Genomic DNA, 18,334 nt, shown 5'->3' with positions numbered 1-18,334 from the left:
CTTTCGTGTTGTCCTTAAATACGCGGCCCCTGAATGGGGAAAACGTAAAAATTAGCGCAAGAGGGGATCAAGTCCACCACGTGAATCAAGCGCATACAAGTCGTCACAGCCGCCAATGTGCTGCGCATCAATAAAAATCTGCGGAACCGTCGTCCGGCCGCTGCGCTGGATCATCTCTTCACGCTTTGCGGCATCGCCATCGATAGGCAGTTCGTTGAACGTCACGCCCTTGCTGTTCAGCAGCGCTTTGGCGCGGATGCAGAACGGGCAGGTCGCTTTGGTATAGATCTCAATATTGGCCATGACTCACTCCTGTTTTTACCCCGAGGGATTTTACGCCGCAGAGGCTCCCCGCCGCCTGAGAGGTTATCGGGGGAACCGCTGCGCCATAACGACGCGGGGGTAAATTATTTGCCGCGTACCAGCGGAAGGTTCTCGCCGCTCCAGCCTGCGATGCCTTCTTTCAGTACAAAGACTTTTTCGAATCCGGCTTTATTCAGCAGGCTGGCAGGTTCTTGCGCCTGCATGCCGGACCCATCCACAACAATAATGGGTTGTGCTTTGTGTTTTTCCAACTCGCCGACGTTATTTGCTTTGATATCGGCAGGCAGCAGGTTGATAGCGCCGGCGATATGGCCTTTACGGAAGTCGTCACGCTGACGCAGGTCGACAACAACGGCTTCTTCTTTGTTGATAAGACGCGTCGCTTCACCACGGGTGATGACTTTAACTTTCGACATCAAGCCCTTAAAGGTGGTGAACAGTACCGCACCCAGCAGCGCGATCCACGCGATGCTCAGGACCGGGTGACGGCCGATGAATTGCATAATTTCTTGCATGGGGGGTTACAACTCCCGACTAAGTGATAAAAAAACCAGGCAAGGAGTATACCTGTGCATTGCGGCAAATACAGCCAGTGAGCGCGATGTAATGTATTTTCTGCGGCCCGTCACGAAAAAAAAGCCGACTTCGCCATCGGCTCTGGCGCCGTCCCTTCCCTTTCTTTGATCTTTTACGGTGATTTGATCGATTCAGCTGTAGTAAAATTACGCAAATTTTCTGTCTTTGAGCATGAGGTTGTCGCAATGTCGGTTACTAAAAAACCTATGGTACTGGTGATTCTGGATGGCTACGGCTACCGTGAAGACCAGCAGGATAACGCCATTTATAGCGCGAAAACGCCGGTAATGGACGCACTGTGGGCAAAACGTCCGCACACCCTGATTGACGCATCCGGTCTGGAAGTCGGGCTGCCTGACCGCCAGATGGGTAACTCCGAAGTGGGTCACGTAAACCTCGGCGCGGGTCGTATCGTGTATCAGGATCTGACCCGTCTGGACGTTGAAATCAAAGAACGCACCTTCTTCGCCAACCCGGTGCTGACCGGCGCGGTCGACAAAGCCGTCGCCGCAGGTAAAGCGGTACATATCATGGGCCTGATGTCGCCTGGCGGCGTTCACAGCCACGAAGACCATATCATGGCGATGGTAGAACTGGCCGCCGAGCGCGGCGCAGAGAAAATCTATCTGCACGCTTTCCTCGATGGCCGCGACACGCCGCCGCGCAGCGCTGAAGCGACGCTGGCTAAATTCGAAGCTAAATTCACCGCGCTGGGCAAAGGCCGTATTGCCTCTATCATTGGTCGCTACTACGCCATGGACCGCGACAACCGCTGGGATCGCGTTGAACAAGCCTATGACCTGATGACGCTGGCCAAAGGCGAATTCCAGGCCGACACCGCCGTGGCGGGCCTGCAGGCAGCCTATGCCCGTGACGAAAACGACGAGTTCGTCAAAGCGACCGTTATCCGCGCCGCCGGCCAGGCCGATGCCGCGATGGAAGACGGCGACGCGCTGATCTTCATGAACTTCCGCGCTGACCGCGCGCGCGAAATCACCCGCGCCTTCGTTAACGCCGACTTCGACGGCTTCGCGCGTAAGAAAGTCGTTAACCTCGACTTCGTGATGCTGACCGAATACGCCGCCGACATCAAAGTCGCTTGCGCATATCCACCAGCTTCACTGGTTAACACTTTCGGCGAGTGGATGGCGAAGCACGACAAAACCCAGCTGCGCATCTCCGAAACCGAGAAATATGCGCACGTGACCTTCTTCTTTAACGGCGGCGTAGAAGAGCCGTTCAAAGGCGAAGACCGTATTCTGATTAACTCGCCGAAGGTCGCCACTTACGACCTGCAGCCGGAAATGAGTTCCGCCGAGCTGACCGAGAAACTGGTTGCTGCCATCAAAGGCGGCCAGTATGACACCATTATCTGTAACTACCCGAACGGCGATATGGTTGGCCATACCGGGGTGATGGAAGCGGCGGTGAAAGCGGTTGAAGCGCTGGATCACTGCATCGAACAAGTGGCCGCGGCCGTTGAATCCGTCGGTGGTCAGCTGCTGATCACCGCCGACCACGGCAACGCCGAACAGATGCGCGATCCAGCGACCGGACAGGCGCACACCGCGCATACTAACCTGCCGGTTCCGCTGATCTACGTTGGCGACAAAACCGTGAAAGTGGCCGAAGGCGGCAAGCTTTCCGACATCGCGCCAACCATGCTGTCGCTGATGGGAATGGAAATCCCGCAAGAGATGACTGGCAAGCCGCTGTTCATCGTGGAATAATCCTTCCCCATGAGGGGAAAGGCGACTTATTCAAATACATGGATCGCAACGGCTGTTCGATCCGTTCTTTACGCCAGCGCGCTTAGCGCTGGCGTATTGCTGTGCGCCGCATCCGCTCACGCCGATGACCGCGACCAGCTGAAATCCATTCAGGCCGATATCGCCGCCAAACAGCGCGCGATTCAGCAACAGCAGCAGCAACGCTCCTCTCTGCTGGCCCAGCTAAAAGCGCAGGAAGAAGCGATCTCCGCCGCCGCGCGTAAGCTGCGTGAAACTCAGGATACCCTCAACCAGCTCAATAAGCAGATCGACGAGATGAACGCGTCTATCGCTAAGCTGGAGCGCCAGCGCGCCTCCCAGGAACGTAACCTCGCCGCGCAGCTTGATGCCGCCTTCCGCCAGGGGCCGCATACCGGCATGCAGATGATCCTCAGCGGCGAAGAGGGGCAGCGCAACCAGCGCCTGCAGGCCTATTTTGGTTACTTTAACCAGGCCCGTCAGGAGACTATCGCCCAGCTCAAGCAGACGCGCGAAGAAGTCGCGGTGCAGAAATCGATGCTGGAAGAAAAACAAAGCCAGCAGCAAACGCTGGTTTACGAGCAAAAAGCGCAGCAGGCCAAGCTTGAGCAGGCGCGCAACGAGCGTAAAAAGACGCTCTCCAGCCTCGAATCCTCCATTCAGAAAGGCCAACAGCAGCTCAGCGAACTGCGCGCTAACGAATCGCGCCTGCGCGGTCGCATCGCCCAGGCGGAAGCGGCAGCCAAAGCCCGCGCCGACCGCGAGGCTCGCGATGCCCAGGCGGTACGCGACCGTCAGCAGGAAGCCTCGCGCAAAGGCACCACCTATAAACCAACCGAAAGCGAACGTTCGCTGATGTCGCGAACCGGCGGCCTCGGCGCGCCGCGCGGGCAGGCCTTCTGGCCGGTTCGCGGAACAATTCTTCATCGTTATGGCGAACAGCTGCAAGGTGAACTACGTTGGAAAGGGATGGTTATCGCTGCGTCTGAAGGCACCGAAGTCAAAGCTATTGCCGATGGTCGGGTGATCCTCGCCGACTGGCTGCAGGGCTACGGGCTGGTGGTCGTCGTTGAACACGGCAAAGGCGACATGAGTCTTTACGGCTATAACCAAAGCGCGCTGGTCAGCGTCGGTACCCAGGTCCGCGCGGGCCAGGCTATCGCGCTGGTAGGCAGTAGCGGCGGTCAGGGTCGTCCGTCGCTCTATTTCGAAATTCGCCGCCAGGGTCAGGCGGTCAATCCACAGCCGTGGTTGGGAAGATAAGTTTTGCTCCAATTTCGCATGATTGCACTTGCTGTAGCCGGTTCACTGGCTATAGCTGCGCCGGTTTTCGCCGGTAAACTCTCTATCGTTATCGATGATTTCGGCTATCGTCCACAGACGGAAAATAAGGTGCTGGCGCTGCCGCCCACCATCTCCGTTGCCGTGCTGCCGAACGCCCCCCACGCCCGGGAAATGGCCACTAAAGCGCATAATCTGGGCCACGAAGTGCTGATCCACCTGCCGATGGCGCCGCTCAGCAAGCAACCGCTGGAAAAAGACACCCTGCGCCCGGATATGAGCAGCGATGAGATCGAACGTATTATTCGTGAGGCTTACGGGAAAGTGCCTTACGCCGTCGGGCTGAACAACCACATGGGTAGCGCCATGACCTCTAACCTGTTCGGCATGCAGAAGGTGATGCAGGCGCTGGAACGCTACAATCTCTATTTTCTCGATAGTGTGACCATCGGCAACACCCAGGCCATGCGCGCCGCCCAGGGGACCGGCGTGAAGGTGATTAAACGCAAAGTGTTTCTCGACGATACCCAGAACGAGGCGGACATCCGCACCCAGTTCAATCGCGCCATCGCGCTGGCGCGGCGTAACGGTTCGGCGATCGCCATTGGTCATCCACACCCTTCAACGGTGCGGGTACTACAGCAAATGGTTTATAACCTGCCGCCGGATATCACGCTGGTGCGCCCGAGCAGCCTGCTGAACGAACCGCAGGTCGATAACTCGACGCCGAACACGCCTGCGCAACCAAACGTGCCGCAGCAGCAGAAGCCGCGTAACCCGTTCCACGGCGTGAAGTACTGCAAACCGAAGCGTCCGCTGGAGCCGGTGAACGCCAGCCGCTTCTTTAGCATTCTCAGCGAAAGCATCAGCCAGAGCGCGCTGGTCCAGTATTACCAGCTTAAATGGCAGGGCTGGGATAGCCCCACCAACTAATCTTCATCAGGGATCCGTGCGCTTCTCCGTCACGGTTCCCTGCCGCTTCCCGTCGTGAGCATACCAGGCTTTAAAATACTTCATGAAGCTGTACAAGGTGGCATACAGTCCGGTGACAGCCCCCACCTTACCGCTACGCCACGCGCCGCTGAACAAATACCACTTAAAAAACGCGCCGATGGCGCTGATAATCCCGCGACTGAGCGACGGCCTGACCTTTTGCGCCTTCACCAGCCGGGTGGTATAGCTGTTGAGCTTGTTAAACACTTCATGCAGTGAATAGAAGGTATCGTGGCGGACAAAGCCCGGCAGCCTTATCGAGGTCAGATGGCCGACCACCTGATCGTCCACCGGCCGCTGGTTAAAGCTGGCACGCTGACGGTTGAACAGGCGTACCGGGTAATCCGGCGATGAGATGGGATAAATGGTGCGCACCTGCTCGCCAAGCACGAACCAGTAGCGCGGCAGACGCCACGCGCAGCTCGGATCCGGTTCCTCTCCCGCCTTAAGCGCCAGAATCGCCGCAACCACTTCTTCATCCAGAATTTCATCGCTATCCATACATAGCACCCAGTCATGGGTCGCCAGCGAGGTCGCATAGTTCATCTGCATGCCATGGGCGGCATAGGGGTGATGGTGAACCGTTATGCCAAACTGCTGACATATCTGCAGCGTTTCATCCGTACTGCCTGAATCAACGACAATAAACTCATCCGCCACCCGCAACAGCGGCGGCAAGACTTCCCGTAATAATCGGGCCGAATTACAGGTAAGCAAGCATACTGAGAGCTTAAACATAGGGTTTATGCGATTAAACGAAGAGTAAACCAACTGTATAAACGAATAGGCAAAAGATCGATGCGGAAATAGTGCGGTAGATGCGTATTATTTTAGAAATGTTATCCAAATCTAAATAAATCTACCTTGAGATAAATTTCATCACCTTGCCCGATACCATCGGGTGTCAGTTATCGGGATTGAGATGCCCTCTCCTTATGTACCCCCGTTTTTCACTCATACGGTCAGCTTTGCTGTCATCGTAAAGAGCGGCATAGATCCAGTATTTGTTAATAGTGCGTATTTTAACCACCACGTCATCAGCCATAACGGAATATGTATTATTCGCATTATCATCTGGCCATTCTTTGAATGAAAGCTGATTCCATTCACGCTGTAAATGATATGTCGTTAACCAGGGATAGCGCCCGTCCCCGCCGCAGGGGACCTGAGCATGCATATCGTCTATCCAGGATGCAGGTTTATTTCGCGCAGGAACAAAAGAAAGCAATACGGCGCTATAATTCTCACTGTTGCATTCGGTATACTGCGCGATATTATTAACCAGCAGACTGCCCTGCTGGTTAACGTACCACTCGCGAAATCTGATAAAATTTTCCGGGATATCACTAAAGTTCTGCCGAATAAACAGCAACTGTTCTTTCAGCGTTCCCTTAACATATATATTGATGACTTTTTTAAATTTCCCCTGGTCATCCAGCCAATAATAGCGAAATCCGAGGGCCGGAACATTAATGGTAGCATTATCGCTCCATTGCGCCTTCCAGTAGGCTTGCAGCACGCCATGTTCAAGCCTTTGCTCAGCAAGAATGTTAAAACTCATTAAAAGCAGCAACGCCGGTAAGATGATATTCTTCAATTGCCAAACACGATTGATGAAAATAGGGTATGCCATATATATCATCCTTGTTATATGAAGATATGGCAGAATATAAATAAAACCGGAGCCAGTTCAATAGCGATCGTAGTAATAACAAAAACTTTATTATTAATATATATGTTGGGAATATGCTGCCCATAATCCATGGGCAGCAAGAATGGTTATTATCGTCATCCTGACGATAATTCGCTTAATCCCAGCTCAGTACCACTTTACCAGACTGACCGGAACGCATCGCGTCAAAGCCTTTCTGGAAGTCATCAATACCGAAACGATGGGTGATAATCGGCGAAAGATCGAGGCCCGACTGGATCAGCGCCGCCATCTTATACCAGGTTTCAAACATTTCGCGGCCGTAAATCCCTTTGATAAACAGCCCCTTGAAGATGACCTTGGTCCAGTCGATAGACATATCCGACGGAGGAATACCCAGCATCGCAATACGTCCGCCGTGGTTCATGGTATCAAGCATGGTGCGGAACGCAGGCGGCGCGCCGGACATCTCCAGGCCCACGTCGAAGCCTTCGGTCATCCCCAGCTCCGCCATCACATCGTTAAGATTCTCTTTCGCCACGTTGACCGCGCGGGTGACGCCCATTTTACGCGCCAGTTCCAGGCGATATTCGTTAACATCGGTAATCACCACGTTACGCGCGCCAACATGTTTCGCCACCGCCGCGGCCATCACGCCAATCGGGCCGGCGCCGGAAACCAGCACGTCTTCACCGACCAGGTCGAAGGAGAGCGCGGTATGCACCGCATTACCGAACGGGTCGAAGATGGATGCCAGGTCGTCAGAGATATTGTCCGGGATTTTGAAAGCGTTGAAGGCCGGGATCACCAGATATTCAGCGAAACAGCCCGGGCGGTTTACCCCCACGCCGATGGTATTGCGGCACAGATGCGTGCGGCCGCCGCGACAGTTACGGCAGTGTCCGCAGGTGATGTGCCCTTCGCCGGAAACGCGATCGCCGAGCTTAAAGCCGCGCACTTCCTGACCGATACCCACGACTTCACCGACATACTCGTGACCCACCACCATCGGTACCGGGATGGTTTTCTGCGACCATTCATCCCAGTTATAGATGTGCACATCGGTACCGCAAATCGCGGTCTTACGGATTTTAATCAGCAGATCGTTATGGCCGACTTCCGGTTCCGGTACGTCGGTCATCCAGATGCCTTCTTCCGCTTTCAGTTTGGATAACGCTTTCATCTCACACCCTTATTAGGCGATGACGCCCAGTTGTTTGCCGATGCGGGTAAAGGCTTCTACCGCACGTTCAATTTGTTCAGGGGTATGCGCCGCCGACATCTGGGTGCGAATACGCGCCTGGCCTTTTGGAACCACCGGATAGAAGAAACCGGTGACGTAAATACCTTCTTTTTGCAATTCGCGCGCGAACTCCTGGGCGACGGTAGCTTCACCGAGCATCACCGGGATAATCGCGTGGTCGGCGCCTGCCAGGGTAAAGCCTGCGGCGGTCATTTTTTCGCGGAACAGGCGCGCGTTAGCCCACAGGCGATCGCGCAGTTCGCTGCCCGCTTCCACCATCTCCAGCACCTTGATGGAGGCGGCGACGATGGCCGGCGCCAGGGAGTTGGAGAACAGATACGGACGAGAACGCTGGCGCAGCCACTCAACGACTTCTTTGCGTGCAGCGGTGTAACCGCCTGACGCGCCGCCAAGCGCTTTACCCAACGTGCCGGTGATGATGTCGACGCGGCCCATCACGTCGCAATATTCATGGGAACCGCGGCCGTTTTCGCCGACAAAGCCCACAGCGTGAGAATCATCGACCATCACCAGCGCATCATATTTATCCGCCAGGTCGCAGACGCCTTTCAGGTTGGCGATCACGCCGTCCATCGAGAAAACGCCATCGGTGGCGATCAGCACGTGGCGAGCGCCGGCTTCGCGCGCTTCTTTCAGACGCGCTTCCAGCTCCTGCATGTCGTTGTTGGCATAGCGGAAACGCTTAGCTTTGCACAGGCGCACGCCGTCGATGATCGACGCGTGATTCAGGGCATCAGAGATAATGGCATCTTCCGGTCCCAGCAGCGTTTCAAACAGGCCGCCGTTGGCATCAAAGCAGGAGGAGTAGAGAATCGCGTCTTCCATACCGAGGAAATCCGCCAGCTTCTTCTCGAGCTGCTTATGCGTGTCCTGGGTACCGCAGATGAAGCGCACCGAGGCCATCCCGAAGCCGTGGCTGTCCATGCCGGATTTCGCCGCGGCAATCAGTTCCGGGTGGTTCGCCAGACCCAGATAGTTATTGGCGCAGAAGTTAATCACGTGGCTGTCGCCGACGGTGATGTCCGCCTGCTGAGCCGAAGTAATGATACGCTCTTCTTTAAACAACCCTTCCGCGCGCGCGGTATCCAGGTCATTGGTTAACTGTTTGTAGAAATCACCACGCATTGCAACTCTCCAGATTCGGCAAAATTTGGCACATATTACCCAAAGCTATACGTTGATACGAGATGATGCATGCCTGAATGAATAATTTGCAGCATAAATCACGCACGGCCAGCACCTTTTCGGCGAATGGCTGAAGCCTTTCGGATGTAGTGATATGATATGAGTATTCATGTCCGGATTGTTTCCGGGCTTTCTACTTCAAAGGTACAGTTATGATCATCGTAACCGGCGGCGCAGGCTTTATCGGCAGCAACATCGTTAAAGCCCTGAATGACAAAGGCATCACCGATATTCTGGTTGTAGACAATCTGAAAGACGGCACCAAATTCGTAAACCTGGTGGATCTGGACATCGCTGACTACATGGATAAAGAAGATTTTCTGATCCAGATTATGGCCGGCGAAGAGTTCGGCGAGATCGAAGCGGTATTCCATGAAGGCGCCTGCTCTTCCACGACCGAGTGGGACGGCAAGTATGTGATGGATAACAACTATCAGTACTCCAAAGAGGTGCTGCACTACTGTCTGGAGCGCGAAATCCCGTTCCTGTACGCCTCTTCTGCCGCCACCTACGGCGGGCGCACCAGCGACTTTATCGAATCACGCGAATTTGAAAAACCGCTGAACGTCTACGGCTACTCTAAATTCCTGTTCGACGAATACGTCCGTCAGATCCTGCCGGAAGCGGATTCGCAGATCGTCGGGTTCCGTTATTTCAACGTCTACGGACCGCGCGAAGGGCACAAAGGCAGCATGGCGAGCGTGGCCTTCCACCTCAATACCCAGCTGAATAATGGCGAAAGTCCGAAACTGTTCGAAGGCAGCGACGGCTTTAAACGCGACTTCGTCTATGTCGGCGACGTCGCCGCGGTAAACCTGTGGTTCTGGGAAAATGGCGTTTCCGGTATCTTCAACCTCGGTACCGGCCGCGCGGAATCCTTCCAGGCCGTCGCCGATGCGACCCTGGCGTACCATAAGAAAGGCAGCATTGAATACATCCCGTTCCCGGACAAACTGAAAGGCCGCTATCAGGCATTCACGCAGGCCGATCTGACTAACCTGCGTAAAGCGGGCTATGACAAACCGTTCAAAACCGTTGCCGAAGGCGTAACGGAATATATGGCCTGGCTAAACCGCGACGCGTAAGAAACAAGCATGAAAATATTGGTGATAGGCCCGTCTTGGGTGGGCGACATGATGATGTCGCAAAGTCTTTATCGTACGCTCAGGGCGCGCTATCCCCAGGCGATTATCGACGTGATGGCGCCGGCATGGTGCCGTCCGTTGTTATCGCGCATGCCGGAAGTCAACGAAGCGATCGCCATGCCGCTCGGCCACGGCGCGCTGGCTATCGGCGAGCGTCGTAAACTCGGCCACAGCCTGCGCGATCGTCGCTACGATCGCGCTTACGTGCTGCCGAACTCGTTTAAATCGGCATTAGTGCCTTTCTTCGCCAACATTCCGCTGCGCACCGGCTGGCGCGGCGAGATGCGCTACGGCCTGCTTAACGACGCCCGCGTGCTGGACAAAGACGCCTGGCCGCTGATGGTGGAGCGCTACGTGGCGCTGGCCTACGACAATGGCGTCATGCGCTGCGCTAAAGACCTTCCACAACCGCTGCTGTGGCCGCAGCTGCAGGTCAACGATGGCGAAAAATCACAGGCCTGCAACGCTTTTAATCTTTCGAACGATCGGCCGATTATCGGCTTCTGCCCCGGCGCGGAATTCGGCCCGGCCAAACGCTGGCCGCATTATCACTATGCCGCGCTGGCGAAAAAGCTCATTGACGATGGTTATCAGATAGCGCTCTTCGGCTCGGCGAAAGATAACGATGCCGGCAAAGAGATCATCGCCGCGCTCAGCAGCGAGCAGCAGGCCTGGTGCCGTAACCTGGCCGGCGAAACCCAACTGGAACAGGCCGTGATTCTGATTGCCGCCTGTCAGGCTGTGGTCAGCAACGATTCGGGGCTGATGCACGTCGCCGCCGCGCTGGATCGCCCGTTGGTGGCGCTGTACGGCCCGAGCAGCCCGGACTTTACCCCGCCGCTATCGCATAAAGCGCGGGTTATTCGCCTGATTAGCGGCTACCACAAGGTGCGCAAAGGCGATGCCGCTGAGGGCTATCATCAAAGCCTGATCGACATCACTCCAGAATGCGTCCTGCAAGAGCTGAACGAACTGTTAGCGGAAAAAACCGAGCACGAGGAAGCGTAACGGATGCGGGTATTGATCGTAAAAACCTCGTCCATGGGCGACGTGCTACACACGCTGCCCGCGCTAACCGACGCCGCGCAGGCCATCCCCGGTATCCGCTTTGACTGGGTGGTTGAAGAAGGCTTCGCGCAGATCCCTTCATGGCATGCCGCCGTCGAGCGGGTGATTCCGGTGGCGATTCGCCGCTGGCGCAAAGCCTGGTTTTCCGCGCCTATCAAAGCGGAAAGAAAGGCCTTTCGCGATGCCGTAAAGGCCGTCAACTACGATGCCATTATTGATGCGCAGGGGCTGGTGAAAAGCGCCGCGCTGGTAACTCGTCTGGCGCACGGCGTCAAACATGGCATGGACTGGCAGTCCGCCCGCGAGCCGCTGGCAAGCCTGTTTTATAACCGTCGCCACCATATTGCTGTCGAGCAGCACGCAGTAGAGCGCACGCGCGAACTGTTCGCCAAAAGCCTGGGCTATGCCAGGCCGCAAACGCAGGGTGATTACGCCATCGCAAGCCACTTTATTCGCCCTGACGCGCCTGTAGCAGAGCCGTATCTGGTCTTCCTGCACGCCACCACCCGCGATGATAAACACTGGCCGGAAGCGCGCTGGCAAGCGCTTCTGGATCTGCTGGCGGCTAGCGCCGTGCGTATTAAGCTGCCGTGGGGAGCACCGCACGAAGAGGCGCGGGCAAAACGGCTAGCGGAAGGGCGCGATAACGTCGATGTACTCCCGCGCATGAGCCTTGAGCAGGTTGCGCAGATTCTGGCTGGCGCACGCGGCGTAGTTTCCGTCGACACCGGGCTGAGCCATCTGACCGCGGCGCTCGATAAACCCAATTTCACGCTCTACGGCCCAACCGATCCGGGACTGATTGGCGGATATGGCAAAAACCAGCATATCGTCCGCCCGCCGTACGGTAGCAGCACCGGCGATATTACCGCTGAGCATGTTCAGCAACTGTTGCAAGCACAGGGATTGGTTTAATGGGATCGCTATTCAAGCAAATTTATCGCTATACCCGCCCGCGCGCCTACCGCCACAATGAAAACCTGTGGCCGTGGGTAAAGATCCGCCGGGCGGAAAGCGGTGAAATTTGTGCCTTACAATACAAGGGCGAATCGGTACCGCTGTGTAGCCTAAGTGAATTAAAAGACGCTTTCTCCGGGCCAATGCTGCTCACCGCGACCGGTCCATCGATCAACGATGTCGATTTTTCAATTATCCCGTCATCGTTGCCGGTAATGGGCGTCAACGGCGCTTACTTTCTCGAAGGAAAGGTAGGGTTTTCTCTGTATCTGATCGTTGATATGGAGTTTTTTGACCGTAAACCCGAGGTTATCGCCGGTATTGTCAGCAATCCACGGATCCTCTTTTTTACCACTACCCACGGTATTGCCAAAATCATTGAGCGCATCGGGCTCAACAATATTCAGTGTCGACTCGCCCTGATTGAAGATGCCTGTTATAAGATTTACCAGCCAAAGATCCCCGGTAACGATATCGCGACGGTCTTTAGCCGCTCCCCAAGTGCGCTCCTGCACCAAAACTTAAGCCATATTGGTTTCTCAACCGATATTCGCAAAGGGATATTTGACGCGGGAACGGTGGCTTACTGGGCGCTGCAGATTATCGCCTGGCTGGGATTCAACAGAATTATTATTGCCGGTCTGGATATGAATAATTTTGAGCAACCGCGATTTTATGAAAACGGTGAGAATAAGCTTCCCTCATATCTCGCCGATAAAGTAGATGGTATGGTTTTCCCAGCCTTTGAACTCGCCAGCCGTCATTTACAGGCAAAGGGTATTACGGTAATTAATCTTTCCCTTAATAGCGCAATTCCTGAACAGGTATTTCCTAAAATGCCGTTATCTCAAGCGCTACATGAAGTGGCCTGAACGGCCACTTCATCACTCCATCACGATTCTTCCGCAGATTTTTCCGGCGATAACGCCGTGAAAACGGCTAACGCCACAATAAACATAATGATAAATCTGTCGTGGATAAACAGAGTATCGACGCAGCCAAAAAGAATCACCGGCGCGCCAATAAACGCCAATGCACATTTCAGCGTCGCCTTTCTGTAAACATAGAGCAGCATCGCGCCATACAATGCCAGCAGGAAGAGGCCGCCAATAACGCCCTGTAGCGACATGGTTTCGATCAAATCATTATGAAGATGATAAACAATGTTGCGTAACCCCTCGGGATTCCCCTGCTCTTTCTCATACATCAATTGCGAGAGGATCTGGAAACGCTGCTGCGAGCTTACGCCACCGGGATGAGCAATAATTTCATAGATCCCGGTATGCCACATACTGAGCCGGGAACCCATCGAGGTATTGTTATCGCTTTGATAGTCCGAGATCTCAGTGACCGCTTCACTCGCCCGATCTTTCAGCGAGGGAAACGCCAACTCAATCACTGCCAGGCCAGCAACCAACAGCATCAGGCACGCCAGCGCTGATTTTTTCTTCGACATCACGTTACCGGTCAGTAGGGCATAGAGCAGTACCGCCGGATAAATAAGCAGCGCCGAGCGAGTTTCAGTCAGAAAAATAATCCACAGCGAGAAAAATATCACACCGCTGGCAATATAGTTGCGATAGCGGATATTGACGCAAGCTAAAGCATATAGCGTCAATAACGAGTATATCGTATAAAGATAGGCGCTTAAGGTTGCGGAGTTATCGATTCTCAGGCGATCGCCGGAAACAAAAAAATGATAATGTAAAGCGTATAGCGTCAATACTGAAAAGCCCGCGACTAATGCGTAACTCAAGCTTTTGCCATATTGTATTGCTGTTGTCCTTAATACCGCAGGCAAGAGTAACATCATCACAGCGCCGATCATCAAATAAGCGCCTGAGCGAGGATAGCTAACATCAGCCATATAAATTTCAGCCGGATTACCCGGAAAGCGATATGACCAAATAAGCTGTGAAGCTCCTAACATCAATAGCGTCAGAGAAAGAAACATCTCCTCTTTTTTAATAGTAAGACGTTTTCTGTTAATTACCGCATAAATTAAGGTAATAACCGAAGACAGGTAAAAGAGATTTCTACCCATAATTTTCTCCGGCATCACAAAAACACATGACAATATTGCCAGAAGCAATATTGTCACTGGCGACATCACTTTACTCATAAATAATTAAGCTTTCTCAAATGGTGGCACCCAAGCTTCACCGCAGTCCCAAGGGCGTGGTTTTCCATGGAAACAGACAATTCGCGTCCCCGCAGGCACGGTGCCATCACCGGTGGCATGTTCATTCTTCTTCTTATGAATGACATGCTTTTTATAGCTAACGATCTGTCCGGGTAAAATGTCCTGCCAGATAGCGGCGTGTGGATAGATTTTGCTGATAAACTCCTGGTCACCACCGCTCTGATAGCGCGTCATGAATAGTTCCGGATAGCGCTTAAAAGCTTCCCAGACCTTGTACTTTTCCTCATGCGGAACGCGCATGATAGCGGAGTTTTTGGTTTTCTGCGGAAAGAAAAAATCACTCAGCATGGTCAGCTGTTTATTTGCCAGAATATCACTAATATCACCGACAACGACGACATCTAAATCGAGATAAAAAATATCTTCGGCAACCGAATCCGGATTAAACATCTCGATTTTTGACCACCAGCCAGGCAAATCTTCAGTTAGTTTAATGGTGTTAACGCCAGGAATAGTTAAATCGGTAAAGCACACTTTCTCGATGTCTGCTGGCAATTGTTTGTATAACCACTGCACATGGCTTTGGTTATAATCACCGCCAGAGCGTAGTACGGTTGCTATCTTCATAAAACCTCAGTATATTAATAATTCAGGCGTTAATTATTCATTCGACTGATGATATTACACCAGATTAACGCCGCACCTCTATCAGTAATGATTGTTTTATGTAAGATTTCTCTTGAAATTATAATATTCTGCTAAAGACATTCCGCGGACCTGCGGCGCAAGCCAGCTAAAGAACGCTTCCAGATCGGCATATAAACGTTCAATATCTTGTTCATTCTTAAAGGTCGGGCTACCGCCTGGCATATACTCCGATGAATGCAGCATATACTCAACATAATCATTACCCTGCGCCAGCGTCTGCTGAACTACTTTTTTCATGGTCTCGACGTTACCGCCCATCGGACGCAGCCAGTGTACGGACGGCGAACGGACTTTGCCGCGTAGCCTATCGTAGCCTTGCTTAACGCTATTCATCCATGCTGAGTGTTTGTATTGAATGCTCATAGGCACTTCCAGCAGCGGGGAATGACCTTCGCGACTGATATCATTTTCATCAAGAAAATAAGCATGTTGCGGGAAGCGACGATAATCCGTACCGCCATCGCCCTGCGGCGCGCCTTTAGCGGTTTTCCAGTTCACCCGCGGCGTCACCGAGCAATCCACCTGATAACCGTACTCCACCAGCAGGCGCGCGTAGCGCTCGTCAAACGCCCAGCGCCCGGCGCGATGGCTCACCATTTTGGTCTGGAAGGTATCTTCCAGTAGATGGGTCATATAGTCGACCTTCTCACGCATGGCGGCATCGCTGTACTCGATGAGATAAGGCTTATGACGCCAGTCATCCGCGGTCAGCGGCTCGGTCGGCGGACTGTTCCAGGCATGCAGATGCATACCGATTTCCGCCGTGCCGCGCGCGATGACATCTTTAGCAAACTCGATATAAAAAGGGTCGATGGCCATTTCATAATTGGTCAAATAGACCGGTTTGAAGCCATACTTTTCGCAAAGCTGCTGAAAACGCGGAAGATAGCGCGCATTCTCCGTGGTGATGCTGTCATGTTTTTGCCAGAGGTTGTCACCCTCTGTATCAATCGTGATGAGAAATGCGGGATTGTGCACGAAAACGTCCTCAGGCCATACGTATCGGTCCATGGTAGAGCAATACAACGCTTCTCTCAATCTGCACGATCCCCTAGAATCGGAACCCTTATCCTGGATGAAGAACAGAGTATGACGCCTGAAACCCTCTCCCCCGGCCAGCAGAACCCGGCGCGGATCCTGGTCATTAAGCTGCGCCATCATGGCGACATGTTGCTGATCACCCCGCTGATAAACGCGCTCAAACAGCAATATCCCGCCGCTCGCGTCGATGTACTGCTGTATGCTGAAACCCGCGACATGTTGGCGGCGAATCCGGAGATTAACCAGATTTACGCGATCGATCGCAGCTGGAAAAAGCAGGGCAAGCGGCATCAGCTTAAGATGGAATGGCAGCTCATCCGCAATCTGCGCCAGCAGCGCTACGACATGGTGCTCAACCTTGCCGATCAATGGCCCAGCGCGATCATCAGCAAATTAACCGGCGCGCCGACGCGCATCGGTTTCGATTTCCCTAAGCGCCGTCATCCGTTCTGGCGCTACTGCCACACCGCGCTTGCTTCTACCCAGCAGCACAATCAGCTGCATACGGTGCAGCAAAACCTCTCTATTCTGGCGCCGCTGGGGCTTGAGATAAACGATGCGCCGGCGCGGATGGGCTACAGCGAATCTGACTGGACGACCAGCCGTTCGCTGCTGCCGGACGGCTTCCAGGAGAACTACATCGTTATTCAACCGACTTCGCGCTGGTTCTTTAAATGCTGGCGCGAAGAGCGCATGAGCGCGCTGATTAATGCGCTGTCAGCAGAAGGCTACGCGGTGGTGCTTACCTCTGGCCCTGACGCCAAAGAAAAGCAGATGGTAGAGAACATCATCAGCGGCTGCCCGCAGGCGCGACTGCACTCATTAGCCGGTCAGTTGACGCTCCGCCAGCTGGCGGCGGTTATCGATCACGCCCGCCTGTTTATCGGCGTAGATTCGGTGCCGATGCATATGGCGGCAGCGCTGGGTACGCCGCTCGTCGCGCTATTTGGCCCGTCGAAACTGACCTTCTGGCGGCCGTGGCAGGCGAAAGGCGAGGTTATCTGGGCCGGCGACTTCGGCCCGCTGCCCGACCCTGACGACATCAACACCAACACCGAAGAACGCTATCTTGATTTAATCCCTACCGACGCGGTTATCGCGGCGGCGAAAAAGGTACTGGCATGAGTAAATTCCGGCTGGCTCTGGTACGGCAAAAGTATCGCCCCGACGGCGGCGCGGAGCGCTTTGTCTCCCGCGCGCTGGAAGCCCTCGACAGCAGTAATCTGGAACTGAACGTCATCACCCGCGAGTGGCAAGGGCCTGTCAAACCGGACTGGCATATTCACATCTGCAACCCGCGCAAATGGGGGCGCATCAGCCGTGAACGCGGTTTCGCCAACGCCGCGCGCGCGCTCTGGCAGAGTGAATCATTCGACCTGGTGCAAAGCCATGAGCGTATTCCGGGTTGCGATCTATACCGCGCAGGCGACGGCGTTCATCGCCGCTGGCTGCAACAGCGCTCGCGCATTTTACCGGCCTGGAAAAGCCGCCTGCTGTTCGCCGACCGCTATCACCGTTATGTGATGCAGGCGGAACGCGAGATGTATCAGGACGCGCACCTGCGTGGGGTGATTTGCAACGCGGAGATGATCAAGCAGGAAATTATCGAAGACTTCGGCCTGCCGGCGGATAAAATCCACGTCATCTATAACGCTATTGATAACCAACGTTTTCTGCCGCCAGGCGAAGAGACCTTTGCCGCATTACGCGCTAAATGGCAGTTGCCGCTACAGGCAAGCTGCCTGATTTATGTTGGCTCCGGCTTTGAACGAAAAGGGCTGGATGCGGCAATCCGCGCCATCGCCCCCACCGACCGTTATCTGTTGGTGGTCGGCAAAGACAAAGAACAGAACCGCTATCAACAGCTGGCAAAATCGCTGAACTGCGAAGATCGCGTGCGTTTCTTCGGCATGCAGTCCGAAACGCTGCCGTTCTATCAGATGGCCGACGGACTGCTGCTGCCGACGCTGTATGATCCATTCCCGAATGTAATTCTGGAAGCGATGGCCTGCGGCCTGCCGGTTATCACCACCACCGGCTGCGGCGGCGCAGAGTTCATCGTCGAAGGCAGCAATGGCTACGTCTGCGACGCGCTGGATATCGCCGCGTTACAGCAGGCGGTCATGGCGCTGCCCGCGCGCGCGCTGGGTTCGGCTGAAGGCGCACGCGCCCGCGAACGAATTATGGACTGCAACAGCGAGCGACTGTCGACGCAGCTGCTTTCTCTCTATCAGGATCTGGTGAAATAAC

18 protein-coding genes are annotated in these 18,334 nt (G+C 54.4%); 9 read left to right on the top strand and 9 right to left on the bottom strand.

The window, feature by feature from the left end:
• Positions 1-51 precede the first annotated feature (51 nt).
• Together grxC and KGA69_RS07045 are read right to left on the bottom strand one after the other, a co-directional pair.
• A complete protein-coding gene (gene grxC / locus KGA69_RS07050) occupies positions 52-303 on the bottom strand; it encodes a glutaredoxin 3 (RefSeq protein WP_015369179.1) in 252 nt (83 codons plus the stop codon).
• A 104-nt stretch (positions 304-407) separates the two neighbouring features.
• On the bottom strand, positions 408-839 hold the full coding sequence (locus KGA69_RS07045; RefSeq protein WP_015369178.1) for a rhodanese-like domain-containing protein: 432 nt from the start codon (positions 837-839) through the stop codon (positions 408-410).
• Positions 840-1,085: 246 nt separating this feature from the next.
• On the opposite strand from KGA69_RS07045, the gene gpmM reads away from it, so the two are divergent.
• The 3 genes from gpmM to KGA69_RS07030 are packed head-to-tail and all read left to right on the top strand — an operon-like array spanning position 1,086 to position 4,862.
• On the top strand, positions 1,086-2,630 hold the full coding sequence (gpmM, locus tag KGA69_RS07040) for a 2,3-bisphosphoglycerate-independent phosphoglycerate mutase (RefSeq protein WP_045390640.1): 1,545 nt from the start codon (positions 1,086-1,088) through the stop codon (positions 2,628-2,630).
• A gap of 9 nt (positions 2,631-2,639) precedes the next feature.
• Positions 2,640-3,911 (top strand): murein hydrolase activator EnvC, encoded by a 1,272-nt coding sequence (gene envC / locus KGA69_RS07035; RefSeq protein WP_045390637.1) that lies wholly within the window; start codon positions 2,640-2,642, stop codon positions 3,909-3,911.
• Between the two features lie 3 nt (positions 3,912-3,914).
• Complete coding sequence (locus KGA69_RS07030) at positions 3,915-4,862, top strand: divergent polysaccharide deacetylase family protein (protein WP_045390634.1); 948 nt, start codon at positions 3,915-3,917, stop codon at positions 4,860-4,862.
• A 6-nt stretch (positions 4,863-4,868) separates the two neighbouring features.
• Here KGA69_RS07030 and KGA69_RS07025 read toward each other — a convergent pair whose 3' ends face one another.
• The 4 genes from KGA69_RS07025 to kbl form a co-directional block, all read right to left on the bottom strand.
• Complete coding sequence (locus tag KGA69_RS07025; protein ID WP_045390630.1) at positions 4,869-5,660, bottom strand: glycosyltransferase family 2 protein; 792 nt, start codon at positions 5,658-5,660, stop codon at positions 4,869-4,871.
• Positions 5,661-5,826: 166 nt separating this feature from the next.
• Positions 5,827-6,555 carry a hypothetical protein gene (locus KGA69_RS07020; protein WP_049060260.1) on the bottom strand — a complete coding sequence of 243 codons (729 nt, stop codon included), beginning with the start codon at positions 6,553-6,555 and terminating at the stop codon, positions 5,827-5,829.
• A 175-nt stretch (positions 6,556-6,730) separates the two neighbouring features.
• Positions 6,731-7,756 (bottom strand): L-threonine 3-dehydrogenase, encoded by a 1,026-nt coding sequence (gene tdh / locus KGA69_RS07015; protein ID WP_015369171.1) that lies wholly within the window; start codon positions 7,754-7,756, stop codon positions 6,731-6,733.
• Positions 7,757-7,768: 12 nt separating this feature from the next.
• Positions 7,769-8,962 carry a glycine C-acetyltransferase gene (kbl, locus tag KGA69_RS07010; protein ID WP_113374040.1) on the bottom strand — a complete coding sequence of 398 codons (1,194 nt, stop codon included), beginning with the start codon at positions 8,960-8,962 and terminating at the stop codon, positions 7,769-7,771.
• Between the two features lie 212 nt (positions 8,963-9,174).
• On the opposite strand from kbl, the gene rfaD reads away from it, so the two are divergent.
• Genes rfaD through KGA69_RS06990 form a run of 4 tightly spaced genes read left to right on the top strand, consistent with a single transcriptional unit; the run spans position 9,175 to position 13,064 of the window.
• On the top strand, positions 9,175-10,107 hold the full coding sequence (gene rfaD, locus KGA69_RS07005) for an ADP-glyceromanno-heptose 6-epimerase (protein WP_045390625.1): 933 nt from the start codon (positions 9,175-9,177) through the stop codon (positions 10,105-10,107).
• Positions 10,108-10,116: 9 nt separating this feature from the next.
• On the top strand, positions 10,117-11,175 hold the full coding sequence (gene rfaF, locus KGA69_RS07000; protein ID WP_213292931.1) for an ADP-heptose--LPS heptosyltransferase RfaF: 1,059 nt from the start codon (positions 10,117-10,119) through the stop codon (positions 11,173-11,175).
• Between the two features lie 3 nt (positions 11,176-11,178).
• Positions 11,179-12,150: a lipopolysaccharide heptosyltransferase RfaC gene (gene rfaC, locus KGA69_RS06995; protein WP_045390623.1), complete on the top strand. Its 972-nt coding sequence runs from the start codon at positions 11,179-11,181 to the stop codon at positions 12,148-12,150.
• A complete protein-coding gene (locus KGA69_RS06990; RefSeq protein WP_047047664.1) occupies positions 12,150-13,064 on the top strand; it encodes a sugar glycosyltransferase in 915 nt (304 codons plus the stop codon). Before rfaC ends, KGA69_RS06990 begins: the two co-directional genes overlap by 1 nt.
• A 20-nt stretch (positions 13,065-13,084) precedes the next feature.
• Here the strand turns inward: KGA69_RS06990 and KGA69_RS06985 are convergent, their stop codons facing one another.
• The 3 genes from KGA69_RS06985 to KGA69_RS06975 form a co-directional block, all read right to left on the bottom strand.
• Positions 13,085-14,314 (bottom strand): O-antigen ligase family protein, encoded by a 1,230-nt coding sequence (locus KGA69_RS06985; protein ID WP_080941141.1) that lies wholly within the window; start codon positions 14,312-14,314, stop codon positions 13,085-13,087.
• 6 nt (positions 14,315-14,320) lie between these two features.
• Positions 14,321-14,962 carry a glycosyltransferase family protein gene (locus tag KGA69_RS06980; protein ID WP_045386549.1) on the bottom strand — a complete coding sequence of 214 codons (642 nt, stop codon included), beginning with the start codon at positions 14,960-14,962 and terminating at the stop codon, positions 14,321-14,323.
• A gap of 96 nt (positions 14,963-15,058) precedes the next feature.
• A complete protein-coding gene (locus KGA69_RS06975) occupies positions 15,059-16,021 on the bottom strand; it encodes a polysaccharide deacetylase family protein (protein ID WP_045390617.1) in 963 nt (320 codons plus the stop codon).
• Positions 16,022-16,132: 111 nt separating this feature from the next.
• On the opposite strand from KGA69_RS06975, the gene rfaQ reads away from it, so the two are divergent.
• Positions 16,133-17,209 (top strand): putative lipopolysaccharide heptosyltransferase III, encoded by a 1,077-nt coding sequence (rfaQ, locus tag KGA69_RS06970; protein ID WP_045390611.1) that lies wholly within the window; start codon positions 16,133-16,135, stop codon positions 17,207-17,209.
• On the top strand, positions 17,206-18,333 hold the full coding sequence (locus KGA69_RS06965; RefSeq protein ID WP_045390608.1) for a glycosyltransferase family 4 protein: 1,128 nt from the start codon (positions 17,206-17,208) through the stop codon (positions 18,331-18,333). The genes rfaQ and KGA69_RS06965 overlap by 4 nt, the downstream gene beginning before the upstream one ends.
• Position 18,334 lies beyond the last annotated feature (1 nt).

Origin of the sequence: Klebsiella sp. A52, from assembly GCF_018388785.1 — a bacterium.
Classification (GTDB): Bacteria; Pseudomonadota; Gammaproteobacteria; order Enterobacterales; family Enterobacteriaceae; genus Klebsiella; species Klebsiella aerogenes.
The sequence above is the reverse complement of the archived record's forward strand: the minus strand, read 5'-3'. Positions and strand labels throughout refer to the sequence as shown.